We start from the raw sequence: 24713 nt of genomic DNA on the forward strand, positions 1-24713 counted from the left end.
CATAGGGGGGTGGAAGGTGGTGCGAAATGAAAAAAAATTATGAAGTCGATGGGATGACGTGTACAGCATGTGCGCTCGCCATCGAAAAAAAGTTATCCAAAGTTGATGGAATCGATAAGGTCAATGTCAACTATGCAAATGAACGCATGGTTGTTGAATTTGATGAAGATAAAGTCGATGAAGCACTTTTAGCAGATCAGGTTAAAGATATTGGGTACCGATTGAAGTTAGATCAGGCAAATACTCAGCATAGTGGACTTGAATCTCCTGTTGAAGAACATCTACGCGATATGAAGAGGCGCTTAATCGGTTCGCTGATTTTTACAGTTCCCGTGTTTTATATAGCAATGGGACCGATGGTAGGGCTGCCTATCCCATCGTTTTTATCCGGGATGCAAAACCTATTAATTATGGCATTAGTACAGATGTTGTTGACGATTCCGGTGATGATTTTGAATCAGGAGTTTTATATTGTAGGATTTAAGACCCTTTATAAAAAAGCGCCGAATATGGATTCTTTGATTGCAGTAGGTACGACGGCTGGGTTTATCTATGGATTATATGTTGTTTTTCAAGTAGCATATGGATTTTCCTATAATGACATGGATAGGGTACATCAATTTTCCCATGATTTGTATTTTGAATCAGTTGTGGTTATCTTGACACTCATTACACTTGGTAAGTTTTTTGAGATTCGAGCAAAAGGCAAGACACTAAAAGCCATTGAAGCCTTGATGGAATTGGCACCGGAAGTTGGCTTAGTTGAACGTAATGGCGAACAATTTATGGTACCTGTTAAGGAGATCGTACATGGCGATATTTTAATCATAAAAGCTGGAAATAAAGTTCCTCTTGATGGGGATTTGGTTGAAGGACGCTTACTTATGGATGAATCCATGCTAACAGGCGAAAGTCTACCTATTCAAAAAGAAGAGGCAGCGACAATATTTGCAGGAACATATTGTCAAACAGGGTTTGGAAAAATCAAAGTGACAAAGCTTCGTGAAGAAACCGCTTTGTTTGGGATTATAAAATTAGTTGAAGATGCTCAAAGTACCAAAGCGCCTATCGCAAAATTGGCAGATACTATTAGTGGGTATTTTGTTCCTGTAGTTCTTGGGATATCCCTTGTCACATTTATCGTGTGGATGGCGCTGGGATATGGACTTGAATTTGCGTTTGTCATGGCAGTATCAGTTTTAGTCATATCTTGCCCATGTGCTCTTGGGTTGGCGACACCAACGGCTATTATGGTTGGAACAGGTAAAGGTGCTTCCTATGGAACGCTGATTAAGGGTGGAGAAGCCTTAGAGCAACTACATAAGATTGAAGCCATTGTTTTTGACAAAACAGGAACACTGACACGTGGAGAACCACACGTAACACAAATCCGCTATGTCGATTCCAAGGTTTCAGAAAAAACGACACTGGAATATCTTGTTAGTATAGAATCTAGGTCGGAGCATCCATATGCACAGGCAATCAATCATTATGGACAAGAACATCAAGTTCAATTGCTAGAGACACAAGAATATGATACGATTCCAGGACATGGAGTAAAAGCGAAAATTAATGGTCAAGAGATATTAGTTGGAAATAAAAAACTGATGAATGATCATAACATAGGTTTAGCAGAGGTAAAAGATGAGCTAGGCAGTATAGCAGAAGAAGGCAAGACACCTCTATTAATGGCAATCCAAGGCAAAATTGCAGCTTATATTGTTGTTGAAGATGTCATTAAAGAAGAAGCACCGGAAGTTATTGAAAAGATTAAACAACTTGGTATTGAAGCTATTATGCTCACAGGTGATCATAAAAAAACAGCACATGCGATTGCCAAAAAAGTAGGCATTGACCAAGTATATGCTGAAGTATTGCCAGATGGTAAAGCTGACATTATAGATCAGATTAAGGCACAAGGTAAATCTGTTGCCATGGTCGGTGACGGTATTAATGATGCAGTTGCATTAACCAAAGCAGATGTCGGCTTAGCCATTGGTAGTGGAACTGATGTTGCTATTGAGTCGGCAGATGTAGTATTAATGAAAGACCATCTTTCCGATGTACTTACAGCCATAGAGCTAAGTAAAGCAACCATTCGCAATATTAAGCAAAATCTATTCTGGGCATTTTTCTACAACGTGGTCGGTATTCCTATTGCAGCAGGTTTATTATATACGAGTTTAGGCATTCGTCTAAATCCAATGTTTGCAGCAGCAGCAATGAGCTTTAGTTCTGTGTCTGTTGTAACCAATGCCTTACGTTTAAAACGTTTTAAACCAACATTTTCAAATGCTGGATCGAAAGGCGTAAGAACACAACAAGTAAAGAATAAACCAACAAGTGAAAACCAGACAAATGCAGTGAATACAAATGAAGTAAATACAAATAAAGTGCAACAAGAAAGGACGATGATTATGAAAAAATTAATGATTGAAGGAATGACCTGCATGCATTGTGTAGGACGTGTTGAAGAAGCGTTAAAGGCAGTTAATGGGGTATCTAGTGTTATGATCGACTTAGAGACAAAAACCGCTGTTGTTAATGTGGAGTCCGGTGTTGAAGAAAGCGTGTTGTCCGAAGCTGTTGCAGAAGCTGGCTATACGGTAACAAGTATTTCAGGTATATAGGTATGAATGAAGAACGTAAAAAAGCAATGAAAATATTAAAAACAGCTCGAGGGCAGGTAGATAGCGTCATTACGATGATTGAAGATGACCGCTATTGCATTGATATCGCTAATCAGATTTTGGCGGTGAATGGTCTGCTTAAACGTGCAAACCTGGAAATCCTTAAGCAACATATTAATCACTGTGTAAAAGAAGCCTTTGAAGAAGATGCAGGAGAAGAAAAAGTCGATGAGGTCATTAAAGTCATCGGGCGATTAATTGATACAAAATAAGGCTTTGAACATCAAAGCATAATCCATTATAGTATTTTCAGATTTTTGAATTGAAACTACAATATGCTTATAAGTTACAAATATTCCGACAATTTTAATGAAAAATGCAAAAACATCTGATAATATACTTGCATTTTCAATAAACACGGTGTATAATATAGACAAAGGTTGAATCCGGAATCACCTTATAAACTTATAAATCGTAAGCTTACACAGTATTTAGATGACAAAAGGAGTGATAGGTATGATTGAAAAGCTCCAAATGGTAGGATTTATACGAGCAGTAAAATAAGGCCCCATGCGTTGCGAGGGGCGTGTAACAACATATGTTTATCAAATGACGTAAAGAAGTCGTTGATAATAGGTGGATATGTTTGACATGTAATTATTATAATGAAATATTATAGTGGTCACAACTAGCACCTAAGCAATCACATGTGTTGTGAGGTTGATTATCACGTAACTGACGGTCGAAGAGAAAGGCCGAACAAGTAAACAATTAAGTAGTACAAGTATATATGCAGTAATAAAAGAGACCAAGGAAACTTGGTCTCTTTTATGTTGGTATGACGAAAAGTAGGAAATGTGATATAATCATCATATGAAAAAGTCAAAGAATAATTATAAAATAGATGAAAAATTTTCAAAACAATTAGTGGAGTGGTTTGAAAAAGAGCAGCGGATACTTCCATGGAGACAGACAGATAATCCTTATCATATTCTGGTCTCAGAAGTCATGTTGCAACAAACACAAGTGAATACAGTCATCGCATATTACTTCCGGTTTTTGGAAGAACTTCCGACACTAGAAGCGTTGGCTCAGGCATCGGATGAACAATTGCATCGCCTTTGGGAAGGATTAGGATATTATTCACGTGTATTTCGCTTGCGTCAGTTTGCGGTGGAAGTATGTAGCAAGTATGATGGAAGCATTCCACAGCAAAAAGAACAATTACTGTTACTTCCTGGGATTGGTCCGTATACATGTGGCGCATTGTTGAGCTTTGCATTCCATATAAAAGAACCGGCAATTGATGGCAATGTTAAACGTGTGTTGGCAAGACTTACAAATGATTCGAGAGATATCTCCAAGGCGAGTACACTAAAAGATATGCAGGAGACAGTTTGTGAATTGATGCCAAAAGATCCTTATGCGTTTAATCAAGGGTTGATTGAGTTGGGAGCTACGCATTGCCGACCGCGACAGCCTAGATGTGACCTATGTCCAGTAAAACAATTTTGTCATGGGTATCAACAAGGTACCTTAGAATTCCTGCCGAACAAACCAAAAAAGAAAAAGCAAAAGGAAATGACCGTGCCTGTGTTTTTGTTTCACGACAACCAGGAGGTGCTTTTTGTAAAGCGCCAATCCGAAGGACTACTTGCGTCCATGTGGAGTTTGCCCATAGTCGAAGTCGATTTATCCCATGTAATTAAAGAAAAAAAATCAATGAAAGCTAAGGAGATTATAGAATTAGCTACCGTACAAGATTTTTTTAGTGAGAACTTTGGACAAATGTTAAACCCAAGTACGATGACCATCGTCGGACCTATTAAGCATGTTTTTTCACATATCATTTGGAATATGCATGTGGTCATTGTCAAGGACCAAGCTTTTTGGAATCATGTAGATAAAATTGAATCACCCGAAATCATCAAAACGACAATAGAAGAGATTTCATTGCCAACGGCTTTTAAAAAGTGTGTTGAGTTCATTCAAAAAAAGGAGCTTATATGAAAAAATATGATGTAATCATAGTAGGCGCAGGAGTGATTGGATGTGCCATTGCAAGAGAGCTTAGCCGCTATCAATTACAGGTAGCGGTTTTAGAAAAAGAAAATGATGTGAGCTGTGGTGCATCTAAGGCCAATAGTGGGATTGTTCATGGAGGCTTTGATGCAAAAGCAGGAACAAATAAAGGATATTTTTCTCGCCGAGGCAATCGCATGTATGCAAAATTAAATGAAGAACTGAACTTTGGGTACTTAGAGTGTGGATCTTTAGTTTTGGCTTATGATGATAAAGAGTATGAGACGCTGCTTCGCTTAAAGGAAAATGGAGAAAAAAACGGAGTCGATGATCTTCAGATTCTTGACCATGAAGCGGTTATTGCGATGGAACCACATGTGTCTACAAAGGTAAAGTATGCCTTGTATTGTCCTTCATCAGGAGTGACATCACCCTATGAATTGACCATTGCTCTTTGTGACAATGCGATTGAAAATGGTGTGGATGTTTTTTTGAATACAGAGGTAACAGATATTACCCTGAATCCATCAACGCAAGCAAGACCACGATTTGATGTGATAACAAAGGAAGACGTTTATCAAGGCGACTATATTATCAATGCAGCCGGTGTGTTTAGTGACCGTATTGCACAGATGGTTGGAATCACTGATTTTACAATTATTCCACGCAAAGGTGAATATATTTTATTGGATAAAAAGCAAGGGCATTTGGCAAAGCATGTTCTTTTTCAGACACCCACAGCAAAAGGCAAGGGAATTTTGGTTACACGGACATTTCACGGGAACTTGATGCTAGGACCTAATGCTCAAGAAGTTGCAACGCGTGATGCTATTGGTACGAATGAAGAGGTGCTAACTTATATTGTGGATACTGCTAGAAAGTCAATTCCTGATTTTGATATGCGGTTTATGTTGACATCTTTTGCCGGATTGCGTGCAACAAGTTCAACCCATGACTTTATTGTCGGACGTAGTCAAGTGGATGGATTTATACAAGCTGCAGGTATTGAATCGCCAGGACTAACTTCCGCACCAGCGATTGCACAATTTGTTGCTAAAACATTAGAAGAATCAGGCTTAGCTCTTGAAAAAGATCCGACGTTTAATCCGAATCGCCCGCCCATTATTCAAAAACAGGACGAGGACATTATTTGTTTGTGTGAACACGTGTCAAAAAAAGAGATTATCGATGCACTTAGTCGAGGATTATATATTGACCATATAGATGGCGTCAAACGACGAACACGTGCCACTATGGGGTCTTGCCAAGGACATCGTTGCAGGCAAAAAGTGGCAAAAATTATTGCTCAATATCATGGTATTGAGCAAGAGCAGGTAACGCTTCGAGGCAAGGAATCCTTTGAGCTTCCTCCAAGAGAAGACCGAATGTTTTGGAAAAAATTAAATCAAAGTGAGGATTAACGAAATGAAGACAAAAGTTGGACATCTCTTGGCGGCATTTGTTGCGTTTGTATGGGGCGTAACGTTTGTATCAAGTAAGATACTTCTAAAAGACTACACACCGATAGAAATTATGTATATGCGATTTGTGTTGGCATATATCGGCCTTTGGATTATCCATCCCAAGCACCATCCATATAAAAATTTTCGTGAAGAGCTGAATTTTTTGATTGCAGGTATTACTGGTGTTTTCGGGTACTTTATGTTGGAAAACTCTGCAATGATATATACATCTGTTTCAAACACAGGGTTGATTTTAGCGGCGGCACCTTTATTTGTATCGATTATTTTGCATGTATTTAAACAAGATGAACGCTTTGAGCTTAAGATACTCATCGGCTTTATTTTTGCTATGCTTGGTGTTGGAATAATTGTCTTTAATGGACAAGTGGTGTTGCAAGTCAATGGATTTGGTGATTTTTTAGCGATTATGGCGGCGATTATTTGGGGATTCTATTCGTTATCCTTAAAGAAAATGGACCAAACACTATCGTCTATTATCTTAACACGTCGTACATTTTTTTATGGTATCCTATCGGCAACTCCTTTTGTGTTCACACGTGGACATGGCATCGATTTAATGCCCTTATTTGAAGGATATGGCTGGCTGCACCTTGTTTTTCTAGGTATTGTTGCATCAGGTATTTGTTATGTGTTTTGGAATTTATCCATTCGCTATATCGGTGCTGTTAAAGCCAGTAATTATATATATTTGATGCCGTTATATACAATGGCAGCATCAGCGATTGTGCTAAAAGAAGACATTACCCCATTGATGTATCTCGGATGTGGACTTATCTTATGCGGTGTATATGTTTCAGAGCGAGGAATGAAACCTTGGAATGCAAAAAAAAGTATAAAAGTGTTACCGGATTCAAAATAAGGAGGCGTGTTTATGATTGAACAAGGGCGGATAGAAGTTCATTGTGTTAGCGAAAAGAAAAAAGATGCAGCATATGTATTATATTGGATGCAGCAGTCACAGCGTGTTTCATATAATCATGCCCTTAATTATGCGATTGAACAGGCCAATGCATATGATGTTCCGCTATTAGTGGTTTTTTGTATTACCCCGGACTATGTGGATGCTAACGCACGACACTATCAATTTATGCTGGAAGGCTTAAATGAAGTGGCAAGGCGACTTTCAAATCTACGCATTGGATTTGTGTTAGAAACAAGTCATCCGGTCAGTGGTATTCAAAAATATATGGAAAAGACAGAACTACTTGTAATGGATAAAGGTTATTTACACATACAACGAAAATGGAGGGAAGAAGTCCTACAAGCCAGTCGCAAGTGTAGAGATATTTCTGTTGTCGAAGTGGATACAGATTTAATTGTACCTGTTGAAAGTGCTTCAGATAAGGCAGAACATGCGGCAAGAACGATTCGACCCAAATTATGGCGCCAATATCCAAATTTTGATCATACACCTGGCAGTTATATAGTGAATAAACCTTGGGAGAATAGGTTGCTTCAAGGCTTAAGGATATGCAACCAAACCCAGTTATTAATGGAACAAGAGTATGACCAGTTAATGCAAAGCCTTGGAGTGGATTTTTCGATTGCACCTTCCAAGCTTTATCATGGAGGATATACTCAGGCAGTTCGCGTTATAGAAGAATTTTTTGAGAACCGATTAAATGCATATAAGGATCCATCGCCAGTTGCAAGAAATACATCGCGTATCGGTATGTATTTACACTTTGGACAGATAAGTTCCCTTGAAGTACTTAAACGCCTTTATGCTTATGTATCCATTCAAAAACAAAAGAAGAATGCGTTGGATCAAGAATCTGTTGATGGGTTTATAGAGCAAATCTTTATTCGACGGGAGCTTGCATATAATTATGTGTTTTATACTCAAGGCTATGATCAGTTTGAGGCCATGACGGACCCTTGGGCATATCAGACAATGGCGCAACATATCCATGATGCGCGTGAGTATATCTATACTTTAGATGAACTTATTGCATGTCAAACCCATGATGTCTACTGGAATGATGCTATGCGTGAAATGGTTGAAACAGGTTATATGCATAACTATATGCGCATGTATTGGTGCAAAAAAATTCTTGAATGGTCCCCATCGTATGCACAAGCATATGCCAATGCTATATATTTAAATAACCGCTATTTTATTGATGGTCGGGACCCTAATGGATATGCCGGAGTTGCTTGGTGCTTTGGAAAACATGATCATGGGTGGAAAGAACGTCCGGTTTTTGGTAAACTACGTTATATGAATGCCAATGGGCTAAAGCGCAAGTTTAAAATGTAATAGATACTAAGTGAATGAAGGATAGACAGATAAAAAAGGAGAGCTTATGAACCAACAATTAAAACTTATATCATGGAATGTTAATGGGATACGTGCAGCAGTAAAAAAGGGCTTTATGGATACGTTCCATAGCTTAGATGCAGATATGTTTTGTCTGCAAGAGACCAAGCTTCAAGAAGGTCAGATTGAATTGGAACTTGATGGATATTATCAATATTGGAATTATGCAGAAAAAAAAGGATATTCAGGAACAGCAATTTTTACTAAAATCAAACCGTTAAATGTGACGTATGATTTAGGGATTGAACATCATGACAAGGAAGGACGCATTATAACGGCAGAATATTCGGAGTTTTATCTGGTCACTTGCTATACACCAAATTCCAAACGCGGTCTAGAACGCTTAGAGGATCGTATGGATTGGGAAGATGAAGTTAGAGCGTATTTGAAAGGTTTAAATGAAAAAAAACCTGTGGTATATTGTGGGGACCTTAACGTTGCCCATGAAGAAATTGACCTGAAAAATTGGAAGACTAATCGTATGAGCGCTGGATTTACTGATCAAGAGCGAGAGAAGATGTCACAATTATTGGCGACGGGATTTGTCGATACATTTAGATATTTTTATCCGGAGGCAACCCAAATGTATAGCTGGTGGTCTTATATGGGTAAAGCGCGGGAAAATAATACAGGATGGAGAATTGACTATTTTATCACATCCAAGGATTTTGAAAAAAATCTAGTTGATGCAAAGATACACATGGATGTATTTGGAAGCGATCACTGTCCGGTAGAGCTTGAGATAAAATTATAGATATAACTAGAGATAAAAAAACAGTACGGATAAGTTAATATCCGTACTGTTTTTTGGATTTGTTTAAAAGGCTTTTAATAGAGCTTGAACGTCCTTAATATTACGTGTACGTTTAATAATTGGGGTTTTATCCTCTTCATAGACATGCAGTTGATTTTCAAAGGATGCATCGCCTTCTTTTTGATAGAGAACGCCAAGGGCATATTTTTCAATATCTAAAGCTTTGTCCAAGGCTTGTTTTACATTACTTCGATCATAGTCTTCATCTAAGTAGTAAGTATTGTCTTTGAACCACTTAAAATTATTGATTTTATTAAAGGTAACACATGGATGGAAAATATCAACAAGTGCATATCCATCGTGTTCAATAGCCTGCTTAATGATTTTTGTCGTTTGTTCAGGGTCGCCAGAGAATGCCCTAGCCACAAAAGTGGCACCTAGACTAATAGCGACGGCTAAAGGATTAAAGGGTTTGTTGCGTACACCATTAACCTGTACAGGCGTAATAAAATCCAGTTGGCTGGTTGGAGACGCCTGACCCTTGGTTAGTCCATAGACCATATTATTATGAACAATGTGAACAATGTTTGGATTACGACGGATGTTGTGGATAAAGTGATTACCACCTTCACCATACATATCCCCATCACCACCCTCGGCAATGACGGTTAACTCAGGATTGGCTGATTTGACAGCGACCGCAACAGGCATACCGCGACCATGCAATCCATTAAAATAGTTGGTATTGATATATTGAGGCATTTTTGCAGCCTGTCCAATTCCTGACGATAAGACAAGGTTCGTAGGATCAATCTCCAATTCTCTTAAGGCATTAACGATGGAGTTTCTAATTTGAAAGTTACCACATCCTGGACACCAGGCAATGTCTAATTCATAGTCAAATTCATAAGGTTTCATTAGAACACCTCCTTAATCTTTGCATCGATTTCTTCAATGCTAAACGGGGTACCGTTATATTTTACAATACGATTTTGAATATCGCGATCAAGGTGTAGCTTGATAAGATTTGCCAACTGGCTTGTAGCATTGATCTCAAATATAGCGACAGAGTCTGCTTGATCAATATAGTCACGAATCATCGTATGTAATGGGAAGACTTCCTTGATATGTAGATAAGCAAGATCTTTTTGATCCGTACTTTGAACAGCTTCCTTAAGGACACCATAAGTTGAACCCCAACTGATGATGAGCTTTTTATAGTCCTTAGGACCGATGAGTTCAGGTTCAATATATTCTTCAAGGATGCGATCTTCTTTGCTTAGACGCTTGTCATTCATAGTAACACGAACATTAAAGTCTTCAGTAATACTTCCACGTTCATCGTGTTCATCACTATCGACCTTCACAAGTCCTTGACCAAAGCCTGGAATACCACGTGGACTAAGTCCGTTGTCGGTTACTTTATAACGTAAGTAATCCGATGTGGTCTCGACAATAAAAGATTCCAAATACTTCTCGGAAAGTTCGAGGGGAGGAATGGAAAAATTACTGTCAACATAATATTGGTCAGTTAAGACAAAGACCGGAACTTGATATTTATCGGCTAGATAAAACGCTTTTTGTGTGAGTAAAACACCATCCTCAACGGATCCGGGAGCTAGGACAATACGTGGGAATTCACCATGACCGGAATAGACGACCAAGTTAAGATCAGCCTGTTCTGTTCGTGTGGGGAGTCCTGTACCAGGACCGGGACGTTGAGCAATATGTATAACGCTTGGTGATTCTGTAATTCCTGCAAGACTTACGCCTTCTTCCATTAATGCAAAACCACCGCCTGAAGTCGTCACTAACGACCTAGCACCAGCATACCAAGCACCGATGCTCATGTTGATGGCAGCGATTTCATCCTCGGCTTGTTCAACGATAACATCAAAATCATTGCCTTTTTGGGCAAGATATTGTAAGACGCCTGTACCAGGAGACATAGGATAAGATGCGATATAATTAACGCCACCGGCAAGGGCGCCGATACCTATGGCCTCTGTACCACTAATAATCCGATGATCTCTTATGATATCCGTTTTTTCAATAGAGATTTTTCGCTCATATGCTTTTCCAAGTTGATAGCCTTTGTGAAAAGCGTTGATGTTGTTTTCAATAATTTTTTCGGATTTTGATTGGAATTTTTTACGAATGGGTGCTTCTCCGGCTTCGGTATCAAGGTCAAGTAGACCGCTGATAAATCCGAATAATACAGTGTTACTGTATAAAACACTACCGGCTTCGGAAGCCAAATCATTTAACTTAAGTTCTGAAAATCTTGAACCTGCTTTTTCCAACACATCCTCATCGATAAAAGCTCGCTCACCAAAAATAACAGTGTCTTCATTAATGCGATCATGTAAACGATAAAAAGAATGGTCATTAAGGAGAAAGAGCATATCAATAGTATGTTTGTAAGCGTCAACAGGTTGTGATGAGACACGGATCTCTACGGTATTATTTCCGCCTCGAACACGGCTCATAACTTCTTGTGTACTAAAGACATAGTAGTCATTTTTAATGGCTTGACTAAGAAGTTTTTCAATTGTCGCAAGACCTTGTCCGGCTTGGCCGGATAATACAAATGTCAATGATTGTAACATAAATTACCTCCTTCTGAAATATATGTGGAAATTTGCATAGATTCTTGTTATATTAAGTATAACGTAATACGAGTAAATGTACAAACATAAGAAAGAATCAAATGCAAATGATAGTCAATATCAATTAACATTATACACGAAATATTTGGAAGGTCAATAGAAGAAGGCGATTGTATAAATAAAATACAATAATGCAAATAAAAAAGGCGAGTACATTGTACCCACCTTTAACTATCCATAGAGTATGGACAAGCCTTTGTGCTTATTCCGTTGCGTTTGCTTCATTTGCCCATTGATCAAACTTATCCATGGTTAAATCATAGGTTTCGTAGGAAATATCAGGAAGTGTGCCACCAAACATTTCTTCGATTTCTCTAAAACCTTGTTCAAAAGCATCTTTGAGCATTCCTGCTTTTTCAGGATCGCCACCAGATAAAGCTTTTGCGAATTCAACTAATCGGTTTGAAGTTTCATCAGCGCTCCAATAACCACCAGGAGCGATATCTTCTTGAGCTTGCTTAACATCTTCAGCACTATATTCGATGGAGAGCTCATCCGTAAGTTTCAAAGTCATAATAGAAGCATCTTGACGAGCCCCAGAGACTTGTTTTTTTGTTGTTTGGCTAGCTGTTCGTTTGAACAGTTCAAGCATACGTAAATCGGCTTCTTCTTTCATTGCACGAACTTTATCCATATCAACGGTATAGGTTTTTTTCTCCGCAGTTTGTGTTTTTTTGGATTCATAAGAAGCCGCAGGGGCTTTATCTTCAGTTGTTTTATTTGATTGTTTTGCTGTTGATTTATGTAGGGCAGATTGTGATGACGCATTGATTTGCGCCTGCTGGTTTGGGTTCACATTAAAATTTAACATGCATCTTCCTCCTTGAATAAGTGTATGCCGTCCAATGGCATGGTGTCTATTATATATATCGGACAAAGGTGTGAAAATGTTTAGTCAGAATTAGCATTCATTTAATATAGAAATATATGAAAGGAAAACAACATGAGTATAGATAAAATGAAACAATTGCTTCAGAGTGAAAAACAACAAGAACGTATTATTACGGAAGATCAAATGTTTGAATCAGCTGTACTTATACCGATTGTTCGATATAAAAATAGGGAATATATTTTGTTTGAAAAGAGAAGCCAGTTTGTCAGTCAACCAGGTGAGATGTCTTTTCCCGGAGGGCGCAAAGATGTTCAGGACATAACCCTTGAAGCCACGGCTATTCGAGAGACGATAGAAGAATTAGGGGTTGTTCAAGAAGATATACATATTCTAGGAAAACTAGGTGTCATGGTGCATCAACATCGTTCGGTGATTCACTGCTATGTAGCTGAGATCAGCTGGCAAGAGGCATACTTTTCAGCCTTTAATCCAACAGAAGTAGAAGAAATTATTCTGTCACCTTTTGAAGATATTATTCATCAGAAGCCGTTAGAGTATCGTATTAAATTAAAGGCATATGATCATGAATACAGTCCCAATGGAATAAGAAAACAATTGTTTCCGGCGAAGCAACTAAGCTTGCCCGGGATCTATCAAGATGAATGGGAGCTTGGATATCGAAAAATATTTGTATATCCGTTGGAAAGTGTAACCGTTTGGGGAATTACCGGGCGTTTTCTACTGGAATTGCAACATTTATATTTGGAAGCGAACACGAAGTAGCTATAGCTACATAATGAACGCTTTTTTTTTGATATACTGTGTGCATGTTAATCGTAGATATCAGAAAGGAGTTATAGCTAAGCTATAAATATAATGATGATAATGATAAAAAATACAGACACGCTTTATAATACAGTTACAAAATATCCAGAGGTTAAAGACTTTCTTGTCAATCAAGGATTGACACAAGTTCAGGATAAAACCATACTCGAGCAAATAGGGAAAACATTAACTTTAGAAATGGTGGCAAAGTCAAAAAAAATAAGTTTGGACTTATTTTTAGATGAATTGTCGGCGATCATTAAGGAACATCGACAGGCAACGGATACCACATTGGTTGAAAGAGAGCGAAACCAAGAAGCCAGTCTTGATATTCAAGGTATTCTTCCTTGTCCGGTACGCATCCCACTACTAGAAGGGTTTGAGACTTGGCTTGAGCAACAAGAAGAAGCATATAGTCAAGATATCAATTATGAATTAAAAGCAGCTTCAATGGGCGTTGATTGGATTAAGGAAATTATTGAAAACAGTTCTAGCGAAGAAGTACTGGCAGATGTTTTCTTATCAGCCGGGTTTGACTTATTCTTTGATAAAAAACTTATGGGGCACTACAAAGCAGAAAAAGTATTTGAAGATATGACCAACTGGTCAGGCTACAATCATGATTTTGATAATGAAGTTTTTTGCTTAAAAGATCCAGAGGGTGACTACTCTATTCTTGGAGTCGTTCCGGCCATTTTCTTAATTAATACAGATGTATTAGGGAATCGAAAGATGCCGACCACGTGGGAGGAACTTCTTAGCGGTGATTATGACAATCAAGTCAGTTTGCCTGTTGGAGACTTTGATTTATTTAATGCAATCATCCTTAATATTTATAAGGGCTATGGTTTGGATGGTGTAGAAAAATTAGGCAAGACGTTGATGCGAAGTATGCATCCGGCAGAGATGGTCAAGTCTAATACAAAAAATGAGCAGCCACTGGTAACGATTATGCCGTATTTCTTTACAAAAATGGTTCATGAGCGAAGCCCAATGAAGGCGATTTGGCCTAAAGATGGAGCTATTATCAGTCCGATTTTTATGTTAAGTAAACGTTCCAAAAAAGACAAGTTACAACCGATTGTAGATTTTTTTGCTTCAAAGCAAGTAGGAGAGATTTTAAGTCATAATGGCCGTTTTCCAAGTGTACATCCTGAGGTGGATAATCACATTGTACCGGAAAATACCTATCAATGGCTTGGTTGGGACTTTATAAAAGCACATGATATCGGGCAATTAATCGATGAATGTATGCAGGCATTTAATGGAGGGAATAAATAATGAATCTAGTTACAATATCGGGGCCTCCGTCTTCGGGTAAGACCTCAGTTATTATAAAAACAATCGCTGCGTTACAGCAACGCAATCTTCAAGTCGGAGTCGTGAAGTTTGACTGCTTATATACCGATGATGATGTCTTATATGAAAAGTTAGGTGTACCGGTTAAAAAGGGATTATCTGGCGCCTTATGTCCAGACCACTATTTTGTCTCAAATATTGAAGAGGTGGTTCAATGGGGATTAGAACAAGAAGTGGATGTGCTTATTACAGAAAGTGCAGGTCTATGTAACCGATGTTCGCCATATATCAAAGAAATTCAAGCTATTTGTGTGATTGACAACCTTTCAGGAATCAATACGCCAAAGAAAATTGGTCCGATGTTAAAGGCGGCAGACATTGTAGTTATTACAAAAGGCGACATTGTCTCCCAGGCGGAGCGGGAAGTCTTTGCCTCACGGGTACGCTCTGTGAATCCGAAGGCAATGACGATGAATATCAATGGCTTGACTGGACAGGGTGCATATGAGTTAAGCACATTGATTTTTGATGAAACAGCACATGTGGATACGGTTAAGGGGAAGGAACTACGTTTTTCGATGCCATCTGCATTATGCTCGTATTGCTTAGGAGAACGGCGCATTGGAGAAGACTATCAAATGGGAAATGTTAGAAAGATGGATTTAGGTGATTAGTCATGGATAGAGAACAGTTTTTACAGTTAAAAATTAAAGAGGTCATTGAACGTTACCCATTTATGGAAAGCTATTTTGAAGAACATAGCGATCGCTATGTTGATATAAATATTAGTGTTGTAGAAACCTATGAAAACATCAGTGAAGAAGAACGAGAAGATTTTGCCATTGATGTTGAACAAAGCATAGAAGCTTACTATACGTATGTACAGCAGATGTTTGAATTTTTAGGAATTAAAGAAGAAGATAAGGTGCGTTCATTAACTTTATTACCGGGGACGAATAAATTCAAAGAGCCTGAACAGTATGAAAAGCTACATATCCAGCAAGGAGAGATTGTTGCCATTGTGGGACCGACCGGATCAGGAAAAAGCCGGTTACTTGCAGATATTGAATGGACAGCAGATAAAGATACACCGACTTCCAGAAGTGTGTTAGTCAATGAGAAGACGCCGGATAAAAAATGGCGCTTTTCATCAGGTAATAAATTAGTGGCTCAATTGTCTCAGAACATGAATTTTGTTATGGACTTGACGGTTCAAGAATTCTTGGAGCTACATGCTGCAAGTCGTATGATTGAAGACATCAAAGGAGCCATTGAAAAAATAATTGCAGCGGCAAATGCTTTAGCTGGTGAAGCTTTTGATTTAGATACACCGATTACAAGTTTATCGGGAGGGCAGTCTAGAGCGCTTATGATAGCCGATACAGCAATCTTAAGTGAGTCGCCGATTGTGTTAATTGATGAGATTGAAAATGCAGGTATTGATCGTAAAAAAGCACTTAAGCTTTTGGTCAAAGAAGAAAAAATTGTATTAATAGCAACCCACGATCCGATTTTAGCACTTATGGCAGATCGTAGAATTATTATCCGCCACGGAGGAATATCTGATATAATTGAGACGACTGATGAAGAAAAGCAGATGCTTGTTGAGCTTGAAAAGCTTGATAGTTATATGATGGAGCAACGTACGCTTTTACGTCAGGGACAGAGGCTTAAATTAAATTAGAGGAGGCTACAATGCAGTTAACCTATGAACAAATCTACGAAAAGCTTTATGACATTTTATGTAAAAAAGGCGTCGCTAAGGCAAAAGCAAAGCAGTTAGCAGAGACGATTACCAATAGTACACTCGATGGAGTGGTTTCCCACGGAATCAATCGATTTATGACTGTTTTAGAACTTTTAGATGGAGGATATATTGACAAAGACGCACAGCCCACATGTGAAGCATCCTTTGGAGCGTTGGAACAATGGGATGGACATCAGGGATTTGGGGTGACTAATGCCCATCAATGTATGGCACGTGCACTTGAATTGGCCAATGAATTTGGTATCGGGCTGGTTGCCTTAAGAAATACTAATCATTGGCTTCGTGGAGGAACCTATGGTTGGCAAGCAGCAGATGCAGGATGTATAGGAATATGCTGGACGAATACGCTGCCTAATATGCCGGCGTGGGGAGCTAAAGATTGTCGGTTAGGTAACAATCCTATGGTTATTGCCATTCCTAGAGACAATATGGAACATGTGGTTGTGGACATGGCAATGGCACAATTTAGCTATGGAAATCTAACGACAGCAAGTTTGGAAAAGCGTCAATTATCTATTGATGGTGGATTTAACAAAGATGGGAAGTTAACAAAAGACCCGAATGAAATTTTAGAGACATCGCGAGTTCTTCAGATGGGATTTTGGAAAGGATCGGGGTTATCACTGGTTTTAGACTTGCTAGCCAGCGTCTTGTCAGGCGGCAACAGTGTTAAAGATATTGGTACCCTAGAAAAAGAAACATCTATAAGTCAAGTGTTTATTGCGGTTGATCCTAAAAAAGTCAGTCAAACAAAAGCCATCGAAGAAACCATCAATCAAACACTTGAATATATTAAAGCTTCAGATATTGCAACGGAAGGCAGTCACGTGCGATATCCGGGAGAACGTGCGTATGCAACGCGGATAAATCAAAAAGAACATGGCATCCAAGTCCATGAAGAGATTTGGAAAGCGATTAATACTTATTAAGTTGGTATTGCTTTGGTGTCATTCCAAACTCGCGTTTGAACAATTGAATAAAATAGGAAGGGTTTTCATATCCTAGGCTAAAAGCTGCATCGGTTACCGATGTGGCTTTTAATAGTTCAAGGGATTTTTTGAGCTTTCGCAAATGAATATATTTTTGCGGCGACATGTTGGCATGTTTTTTAAATGCGTGAGAAAAATTGGATTCACTCATATGTAAAGCACTGGCAACATCTTTTACCGCGATAGTATCATAGATATGGGTTTCAATCCATTTTTTGGCTTGATCCATAGGTGTTTGGCATTGTTGCATAATCACAGAAGAAGCTTGATCAAACTCTAATAGATCATAGATTAGTTTTTGGGCATACAAATCAATTAAAAAAGGATCTTGTTCTTTTTTAAAGCGACTTTTTTGAATAAGCAAAGCGACATCGTCTTTTATATTTCGATGCAAATTATTCACTAAAACTTCCTGAATATTACCATGACGGCTTTGAGGGAGTTCTTTTGACGTCTTTTTTATAACCGATTGAATCAATTCATCATTAAGCTCAAAAACCAGTGCTTGAGTAGGTTCTTCGATAGTCATCTCAACTTTTGAGTGGGCAGGCAAGAGTAGGGATTCAGAAGTCGAATAACTAAATATTTTGTTTTTGACCTGTATTTTCTTTTCACCATTTAAAATCGTGCAAAACCTTGCATAATGATGGGTTTTATATATGTCCGAAAAATTCTGTGGTAAATCATAGTAGAGAATTTTGACATAATCTGTCTCAAAGCCATGGAGTTTTTCTAATTCGTGATTAAATGAACTTAACATGATGTCTCCTTACACCTCTAATTGTTAAAAAAATATCATTATTATTCAAAAATGTTATGTTTTTTCAAAAGTGAGTGAGTTTTTATTCGATTTATGATGTAAAATCGTTTTTGTAATTCAATAATAATGAAAAGATAGAAGAAAGTCAAGAGAATTGGATTAAAATAGTTATTTTTTTAACAAGAAAGGTATCGATATGAATACGATTATTCAAAGAAAACACTGGAATGAGGTTGTATTCTCATTAGAAGTCAAAGCACCTCATGTTGCCATGAATGCAAAACCCGGACAATTTGTTATTGTAATTATTGAAGAAGACGGAGAACGGGTACCCCTAACGATTGCAGGAATCAACCCGGAACAAGAGACAATTACACTGGTCATCCAAGCGGTAGGGTATTCAACAAAAAAATTAGCGCAATTTAATGTAGGGGATAATATTCCTCATATTTTAGGACCTTTAGGAGAACCAGCCCCTCTTGAAGGATACAAGAAAGTACTTGTTGTTGGCGGTGGTGTTGGAATTGCACCATTATATCCACAAGCAAAGTATTTAAAAGAAAATGGAGCAACCATATATAGTGTCCTAGGAGGACGAAGTGAAGAATATATTATCTTTAGAGAAGCCTTTGAAGAGATTAGTGATGAATATGCCTATGCGACCAATGACGGAAGTTTAGGTGTTGAAGGATTTGTTACAGATGTCATTGAAAAAGAACTTGCCAAAGATTCAAGCTATGATTTGGTCATTGCTATTGGACCACTGGTGATGATGAAGGCTGTATGTGAGGTGACACGTCGTTACAATATCAAAACAAATGTCAGCTTGAATCCGATTATGGTTGATGGTACAGGAATGTGCGGTGGATGTCGTGTAACCGTTGGTGATCAGACGCGCTTTGCATGTGTGCATGGTCCTGACTTTGACGGACATCTTGTGGACTTTGATGAGGCGATTATGCGTCAAGGTATTTATAAAAAAGAGGAAAACCATCATTGTCGATTGGAGGGAATTACAGAATGAGTAGTTTAGTTAAAACACCAATTCACGAATTAGACCCTTTGGTACGTAATCAAACCTTTGATGAAGTGGTGACAGGATATACACTTGAAGAGGCGATGAAAGAGGCAAATCGTTGCCTTGAATGTAAGCATGCACCATGTATGAAAGGATGTCCGGTAAATGTACGTATTCCTGAATTCATACATGAAGTTAAAGAAGGAAATATTCAAAAAGCTTATGAGATTTTGGTTTCAGAAAACCGATTACCTGCAATTTGTGGTCGTGTCTGTCCACAGGAAAATCAATGTGAAGGTAAGTGCGTTCGAGGTATTAAAGGTGAACCGGTTGCCATTGGCCGTCTTGAACGGTTTGTTGCAGATACTGTTGAAGGAAAGGCGCAAGTACTTGATGCAAAGTCGTTAAAAAAGACATTGCCATATAAGGTTGCAGTTATCGGTTCGGGTCCAGCGGGCTTGACTTGTGCGGCAGAGCTTGCTCAAGAAGGAATCCAAGTGACATTATATGAAGCTTTGCACAAAATTGGTGGGGTATTAACGTATGGAATTCCAGAGTTTAGATTACCCAAGGCTTTGATTGAAAAAGAAAAGGACAAATTGGTACAACTAGGTGTTGAGATTAAGACAGATACACTAATAGGACGTTCATATACAATAGATCAATTAAAAGAAATGGGATTTGATGCAGTCTTTATTGGTAGTGGTGCAGGATTGCCTAGATTCATGAATATTCCAGGAGAGAGCCTTAATGGTGTATACTCTGCCAATGAATATTTGACACGCGTGAATTTGATGAAAGCCTACGAAGAAGATGCTAGAACACCGATCAAAAAAAGTGGGAATGTTGTCGTCATCGGTGGTGGTAACGTTGCGATGGATGCGGCAAGAACAGCCAAGCGCTTAGGGGCAGACCAAGTAAGTGTTGTCTATCGTAGATCGTTAGAAGAACTTCCAGCAAGAGCAGAAGAAATTCATCATGCAATGGAAGAAGAAATCGAATTTAACACTTTATGGAATCCGGTTGAAATTATTGGTGATGGTATAAATGTTACCGCAATACAATGTCAAAAGATGGAACTTGGAGAAGCGGATGCATCAGGACGCCGACGACCTGTTCCGGTTGAAAATTCATATAAAGAAATACCTTGTGACACGGTCATTATTGCGATTGGACAAACCCCCAATCCTTTAATAAAAATGTCAACACCAGGAATTGAAACCTATGATTTTGGTGGAATAAAAGTGAATGAGGAAACAATGGAAACCAATATGCCTTTAATTTATGCAGGAGGCGATGCGGTAACTGGAGCTGCAACGGTTATTAAAGCGATGGGTGCCGGAAAAGTTGCATCAAAAGAAATATTAAAACAGTTCATTCAAAAAAATTAAAATATATTCAGGAGGAAGAGACATGAGTTTAAAATGGTTTAGAGTACCAAAGGATATTGTTTTTGGGGAAAATGCACTTGAGTATTTATCAACATTGGAAGGAAAAAAAGCAACCCTTGTTACAGGTGGTAGCTCCATGAAGCGTTTTGGCTTTTTAGATGAAGCACAAAAACAATTAGAAAAAGCCGGAATGGAAGTATCTATTGTTGATGGCGTTGAACCTAACCCTTCAATTGAAACAGTTATCCGTGGCGGAAAAGAAATGGCAGAATTTGGACCGGATTGGATTATTGCCATTGGTGGTGGTTCTGCATTAGATGCAGCTAAAATCATGTGGGTATATTATGAGTATCCAGAAACGAAATTCGAAGACCTTGTACAGATGAAGTTTCCAAAGCTTCGCACAAAAGCTAACTTTGTTGCAGTTCCATCAACAAGTGGTACAGCTTCAGAAATAACAGCTTTCTCTGTAATTACAGATACAGAAAATCATATCAAATATCCTCTTGTATCCTATGAAATGACACCGGATATTGCTTTATTAGATGCGAATATTCCAGCAAAAATGCCACCACACATTACAGCAAACACTGGAATGGATGTTATGGCACATGCAGTGGAAGCTTATGTATCATCTGCAGCGACAAGCTATACAGATCCATTAGCTTATGAAGCAATCCGTCTTGTCTTTGATCAATTGCCAACGGCTTTTGAAGATGGAAGCAATATCAAAGCAAGAGAAGATATGCATAATGCATCGGCACTTGCAGGTATGGCATTTACAAATGCTTCCCTTGGTTTAGTACATAGTCTAGCACATAAAATAGGTGGAGAATTCGGCATTACTCACGGTTTAGCCAATGCAATCTTGATGCCATACATCGTTGATTACAACCGTAAAGGTACAGATAAAGTTGAAAAATTAGAAGACTTACTTCGCATCGATAATTTAACAGATGCATTACAAGCATTAAATAAAGAAGTTGAAATTCCATTAACACTTCAAGAAGTTACAGAAGTTGAAATTACAGAAGAAAAATTCTTGGAAGTCCTTGATCGCATGAGTAAAAATGCATTTGAAGACCCATGTACATTGACAAATCCAAGACAATCATCCGCTGAAGATGTACGTAAAATTTATGAATGTGCATTTTACGGAAAATCTGCATTAACGATCTAGTCGGTTTAGCAGCCATGACATAGATAGATAAGCGTCTGCATACTATACAATGCAGGCGTTTTCTTATTTGATTTTTACACGATAGATTTTTTATGTTGGTTCTTGCAAAAATAAAAAAATTATGTATAATATAAAGAAGTTATAAAATTTGTTTTGAATATAAATCTAAATACAACACTGCCACCGGGTAGATAAAATGCTTTAAGCATTCGTTGCATATCGTTAGGTCTTAGAAGATATGTTACGGGTGCTTTTTTTGGAGGTAAAATAAACATGAACATTTATGCATCAATAAAAAACTTAACATCTTTTGAAAAAGGACTTTGGTTTTTGTCAACGGTATTGGTTTGGGGTTCTTATGCATTGGCAAATCAAAGTGATTATCTAACGCTCATAGCATCACTTGTTGGAGTTACAGCCCTTATTTTTGTTGCTAAAGGAGATGTGCTAGGGCAAGTGCTGACGATTGTTTTTGGAATTATATATGGCATTATATCCTATCGCTTTCGATATTATGGGGAAATCATTACGTATCTTGGAATGACCGCTCCCATAGCTTTATTATCTGTGATTACATGGCTTAAACATCCATATGCAAAACAGGAAGTCAAGATTAGTGAAGTGACAAAAAAACAAGGGATTATCCTTTTGGCAGTGACCCTCGTGGTGACCATTGCATTAGGTTATGTCTTAATTCAATTAGGTACGTCAAATATTGAATTTAGCATTATCTCCATTGCAACAAGCTTTTTGGCATCAAGCCTGATGATGCTTCGAAGCCATTATTATGCCTTAGCCTATGCTGCTAATGATATTGTATTAATTGTTCTTTGGACATTAGCGAGTATGTCTGATGTGATGTATTTGCCTATGGTCATTTGCTTTGTTGTTTTTCTTATTAATGATCTTTATGGTTTCTTCAATTGGAAGCGTATGAAGCATTATCAGCAGGAGGCAGAAGCTGTATAAAAAGCATATGGGAGACACCCTTGACAAGCAGTAGAAAGTTTGATATGATACCTTGATGAGAATAATAATCAAAATCATTTTAAGAGAGGTGTTATATTGGCAAGAAACCGTGAACCAAGATTTAAAAAATGTCGGAGTCTGAATTTGAATGTATGTGGGCATCCGAAGGCTATGAAACGAAGTGTTCCATCTCAGGCACGTGACCGAAGAAAAATGTCACCATATGGCGAGCAGTTACTGGAAAAACAACGTCTTCGTGGCTATTATGAAGTTTTAGAAAAACAATTTCGAAATTATGTAGACAAAGCACTTGCAAGCCCGGAGCTTACAGGAGAAAAGTTGATAGCAGACTTAGAGTGTCGATTGGACAATATGGTCTATCGCATGAACTTCGGTGCGTCCATTCGACAAGCCAGACAGATTGTAACGCATGGTAATATTTGGGTGAATGGAAAAAAAGTAGACCGGCCTTCTTATGCATTGTCCCCTGGTGATAGTGTTGAAATTCGAGATAAAGCAAAAGATATCGCTATATATAGACATAATTTTTATGAAAAGGCAATTTATAATTTACCATATATTGAATATGATCAAGAAGGGTATAAAGCGATATTGCGTGAAAAGCCAATTCGCGAGCAGATTCCTATTGAGATTCAAGACCAACTGGTCGTTGAGTATTACTCCAATAGATAAACTTCTTAAGTGGAGTATTTTTTATAGTTATATAACACATGGTTGAAAAGGTTAAACTTTTCAACCATGTGTTTTTAATATCTGATTTAAGGTATCTTCATAACGTACCTGACGTGAGCTTATTTCAGCTCCGCCATCATGTGGGGTCATGATTACATTATCAAATTGGTGCAAGTTGTATTTTGAAGGATATATGAGCGGCTCTTGCTTGGAAGGGTAATGGTACCACACGTCAGAACCAAAGCCATAGAGACCGATATTTTTTAGACTGTCATAGAGAGCTTCTTCATCAATAACCAAGCCCCTTGCAACATTAACTAGAGTTTTTCCTTTCATTTCATGAAGCACTTCTTGGTTTATGGAGCCATACGTTTTATCCGTTAGAGGCGCAGTAACGACCATGATGTCACACCACTGTGCTAGTGAAGGAAGGGATGAAAAACGTGTTGTATCATTATACTCTCTGTTTTTATAGGCTAAAACGCCTATAGAACAGCGAAAAGGCATTAACATTGTATGCAGATGCTGACCAATATGTCCATATCCATAGATGGCTACTTTTTTATCAAATAAGCTATGCCAGAACTGTCCATAACCGCCTTGACCGTCACGTGACCAGTCTCTTTGTACTAATTTATGATGTGAAGGCAAGAGTTTACCTTGTAAAGCAAGTATAAATGCAAAAGCACGCTCCGCGATAAAAGGGGCATGTGCAGAAGTGTTATGTACATGGATACCTTCAGCCTTTAGAACATCAAGGTCTAAATCATCCAAACCTGTGTAGGGAACAAAAATATGTGTTAAATTTGAAAAGTGACGAAGGTCGTCTTTACCAAAACGTCCGGTAATCAGATGCGTTATTTGAGGATGGTTATTGGTATCGGTTCGCTCAAGTAGTGTCGGTAAAATCAAGTCGGCAATGTCTTTGTTTTCAGGTGTTGACAATATGTCTGTGATCAGAGAAAATTCATGTGAATTAAAAACACCAAGGTGAATCATCGATAACCTCCTTATAAATGTAAATGTTATAGCCATTATACCATTATTTTGTTACAATAAACATATGCTTTTAGGATTAAAAGCAATGAACAATACAAAAAAAGGGGAGTG

General features: G+C 38.1%; 22 protein-coding genes. 17 read left to right on the top strand and 5 right to left on the bottom strand.

The window, feature by feature from the left end:
• Window positions 1–26: 26 nt before the first annotated feature.
• The 7 genes from QBE53_05030 (at window position 27) to QBE53_05060 (ending at window position 9210) form a co-directional block, all read left to right on the top strand.
• Entirely contained in the window at window positions 27–2630 is a 2604-nt protein-coding gene (locus QBE53_05030; protein ID WZL82471.1) for a heavy metal translocating P-type ATPase, read from the top strand.
• Window positions 2631–2632: 2 nt separating this feature from the next.
• Entirely contained in the window at window positions 2633–2902 is a 270-nt protein-coding gene (locus tag QBE53_05035) for a metal-sensing transcriptional repressor (protein ID WZL82472.1), read from the top strand.
• A 601-nt stretch (window positions 2903–3503) separates the two neighbouring features.
• Window positions 3504–4640, top strand: coding sequence for an A/G-specific adenine glycosylase (mutY, locus tag QBE53_05040; protein WZL82473.1), 1137 nt, complete (start codon window positions 3504–3506; stop codon window positions 4638–4640).
• Entirely contained in the window at window positions 4637–6073 is a 1437-nt protein-coding gene (locus tag QBE53_05045; protein WZL82474.1) for an NAD(P)/FAD-dependent oxidoreductase, read from the top strand. Before mutY ends, QBE53_05045 begins: the two co-directional genes overlap by 4 nt.
• A 4-nt stretch (window positions 6074–6077) precedes the next feature.
• Window positions 6078–6995, top strand: coding sequence for a DMT family transporter (locus QBE53_05050; protein WZL82475.1), 918 nt, complete (start codon window positions 6078–6080; stop codon window positions 6993–6995).
• Between the two features lie 12 nt (window positions 6996–7007).
• Window positions 7008–8396 carry a deoxyribodipyrimidine photo-lyase gene (locus tag QBE53_05055; protein ID WZL82476.1) on the top strand — a complete coding sequence of 463 codons (1389 nt, stop codon included), beginning with the start codon at window positions 7008–7010 and terminating at the stop codon, window positions 8394–8396.
• Window positions 8397–8442: 46 nt separating this feature from the next.
• On the top strand, window positions 8443–9210 hold the full coding sequence (locus tag QBE53_05060) for an exodeoxyribonuclease III (GenBank protein WZL82477.1): 768 nt from the start codon (window positions 8443–8445) through the stop codon (window positions 9208–9210).
• A 63-nt stretch (window positions 9211–9273) separates the two neighbouring features.
• Here QBE53_05060 and QBE53_05065 read toward each other — a convergent pair whose 3' ends face one another.
• From QBE53_05065 to QBE53_05075, 3 genes are all read right to left on the bottom strand, one after another.
• Entirely contained in the window at window positions 9274–10128 is an 855-nt protein-coding gene (locus QBE53_05065; protein ID WZL82478.1) for a thiamine pyrophosphate-dependent enzyme, read from the bottom strand.
• Complete coding sequence (locus tag QBE53_05070) at window positions 10128–11819, bottom strand: 2-oxoacid:acceptor oxidoreductase subunit alpha (protein ID WZL82479.1); 1692 nt, start codon at window positions 11817–11819, stop codon at window positions 10128–10130. Before QBE53_05070 ends, QBE53_05065 begins: the two co-directional genes overlap by 1 nt.
• Window positions 11820–12081: 262 nt before the next feature.
• On the bottom strand, window positions 12082–12690 hold the full coding sequence (locus QBE53_05075; protein ID WZL82480.1) for a hypothetical protein: 609 nt from the start codon (window positions 12688–12690) through the stop codon (window positions 12082–12084).
• A gap of 132 nt (window positions 12691–12822) precedes the next feature.
• Between QBE53_05075 and QBE53_05080 the strand changes: the two genes are divergently transcribed.
• The 5 genes from QBE53_05080 to yiaK all read left to right on the top strand — a co-directional run bounded on the left by QBE53_05080 (window position 12823) and on the right by yiaK (window position 17532).
• Window positions 12823–13494 (top strand): CoA pyrophosphatase, encoded by a 672-nt coding sequence (locus QBE53_05080; GenBank protein WZL82481.1) that lies wholly within the window; start codon window positions 12823–12825, stop codon window positions 13492–13494.
• Window positions 13495–13596: 102 nt separating this feature from the next.
• Window positions 13597–14817, top strand: a complete 1221-nt coding sequence (locus QBE53_05085) for an ABC transporter substrate-binding protein (protein WZL82482.1) — start codon at window positions 13597–13599, stop codon at window positions 14815–14817.
• Window positions 14817–15509 carry a GTP-binding protein gene (locus tag QBE53_05090; GenBank protein WZL82483.1) on the top strand — a complete coding sequence of 231 codons (693 nt, stop codon included), beginning with the start codon at window positions 14817–14819 and terminating at the stop codon, window positions 15507–15509. Before QBE53_05085 ends, QBE53_05090 begins: the two co-directional genes overlap by 1 nt.
• Window positions 15510–15511: 2 nt before the next feature.
• On the top strand, window positions 15512–16519 hold the full coding sequence (locus QBE53_05095) for an ATP-binding cassette domain-containing protein (protein WZL82484.1): 1008 nt from the start codon (window positions 15512–15514) through the stop codon (window positions 16517–16519).
• Between the two features lie 11 nt (window positions 16520–16530).
• Complete coding sequence (yiaK, locus tag QBE53_05100) at window positions 16531–17532, top strand: 3-dehydro-L-gulonate 2-dehydrogenase (protein WZL82485.1); 1002 nt, start codon at window positions 16531–16533, stop codon at window positions 17530–17532.
• Here yiaK and QBE53_05105 read toward each other — a convergent pair.
• Window positions 17519–18352, bottom strand: a complete 834-nt coding sequence (locus tag QBE53_05105) for an AraC family transcriptional regulator (GenBank protein WZL82486.1) — start codon at window positions 18350–18352, stop codon at window positions 17519–17521. The genes yiaK and QBE53_05105 overlap by 14 nt on opposite strands.
• 196 nt (window positions 18353–18548) lie before the next feature.
• On the opposite strand from QBE53_05105, the gene QBE53_05110 reads away from it, so the two are divergent.
• The 5 genes from QBE53_05110 (at window position 18549) to rpsD (ending at window position 23603) form a co-directional block, all read left to right on the top strand.
• Window positions 18549–19376 carry a sulfide/dihydroorotate dehydrogenase-like FAD/NAD-binding protein gene (locus QBE53_05110; GenBank protein ID WZL82487.1) on the top strand — a complete coding sequence of 276 codons (828 nt, stop codon included), beginning with the start codon at window positions 18549–18551 and terminating at the stop codon, window positions 19374–19376.
• On the top strand, window positions 19373–20761 hold the full coding sequence (gene gltA, locus QBE53_05115) for an NADPH-dependent glutamate synthase (GenBank protein ID WZL82488.1): 1389 nt from the start codon (window positions 19373–19375) through the stop codon (window positions 20759–20761). The genes QBE53_05110 and gltA overlap by 4 nt, the downstream gene beginning before the upstream one ends.
• A 22-nt stretch (window positions 20762–20783) precedes the next feature.
• Window positions 20784–21941 carry an iron-containing alcohol dehydrogenase gene (locus QBE53_05120; protein WZL82489.1) on the top strand — a complete coding sequence of 386 codons (1158 nt, stop codon included), beginning with the start codon at window positions 20784–20786 and terminating at the stop codon, window positions 21939–21941.
• 273 nt (window positions 21942–22214) lie between these two features.
• A complete protein-coding gene (pnuC, locus tag QBE53_05125) occupies window positions 22215–22910 on the top strand; it encodes a nicotinamide riboside transporter PnuC (protein ID WZL82490.1) in 696 nt (231 codons plus the stop codon).
• Window positions 22911–23006: 96 nt separating this feature from the next.
• A complete protein-coding gene (rpsD, locus tag QBE53_05130; protein WZL82491.1) occupies window positions 23007–23603 on the top strand; it encodes a 30S ribosomal protein S4 in 597 nt (198 codons plus the stop codon).
• 60 nt (window positions 23604–23663) lie between these two features.
• On the opposite strand, the gene QBE53_05135 is transcribed toward rpsD, so the two are convergent.
• Entirely contained in the window at window positions 23664–24602 is a 939-nt protein-coding gene (locus tag QBE53_05135) for an NAD(P)-dependent oxidoreductase (GenBank protein ID WZL82492.1), read from the bottom strand.
• Window positions 24603–24713 lie beyond the last annotated feature (111 nt).

The sequence above is a fragment of the Vallitaleaceae bacterium 9-2 genome (assembly GCA_038396585.1).
Lineage (GTDB): Bacteria > Bacillota > Clostridia > Lachnospirales > Vallitaleaceae > UBA1351.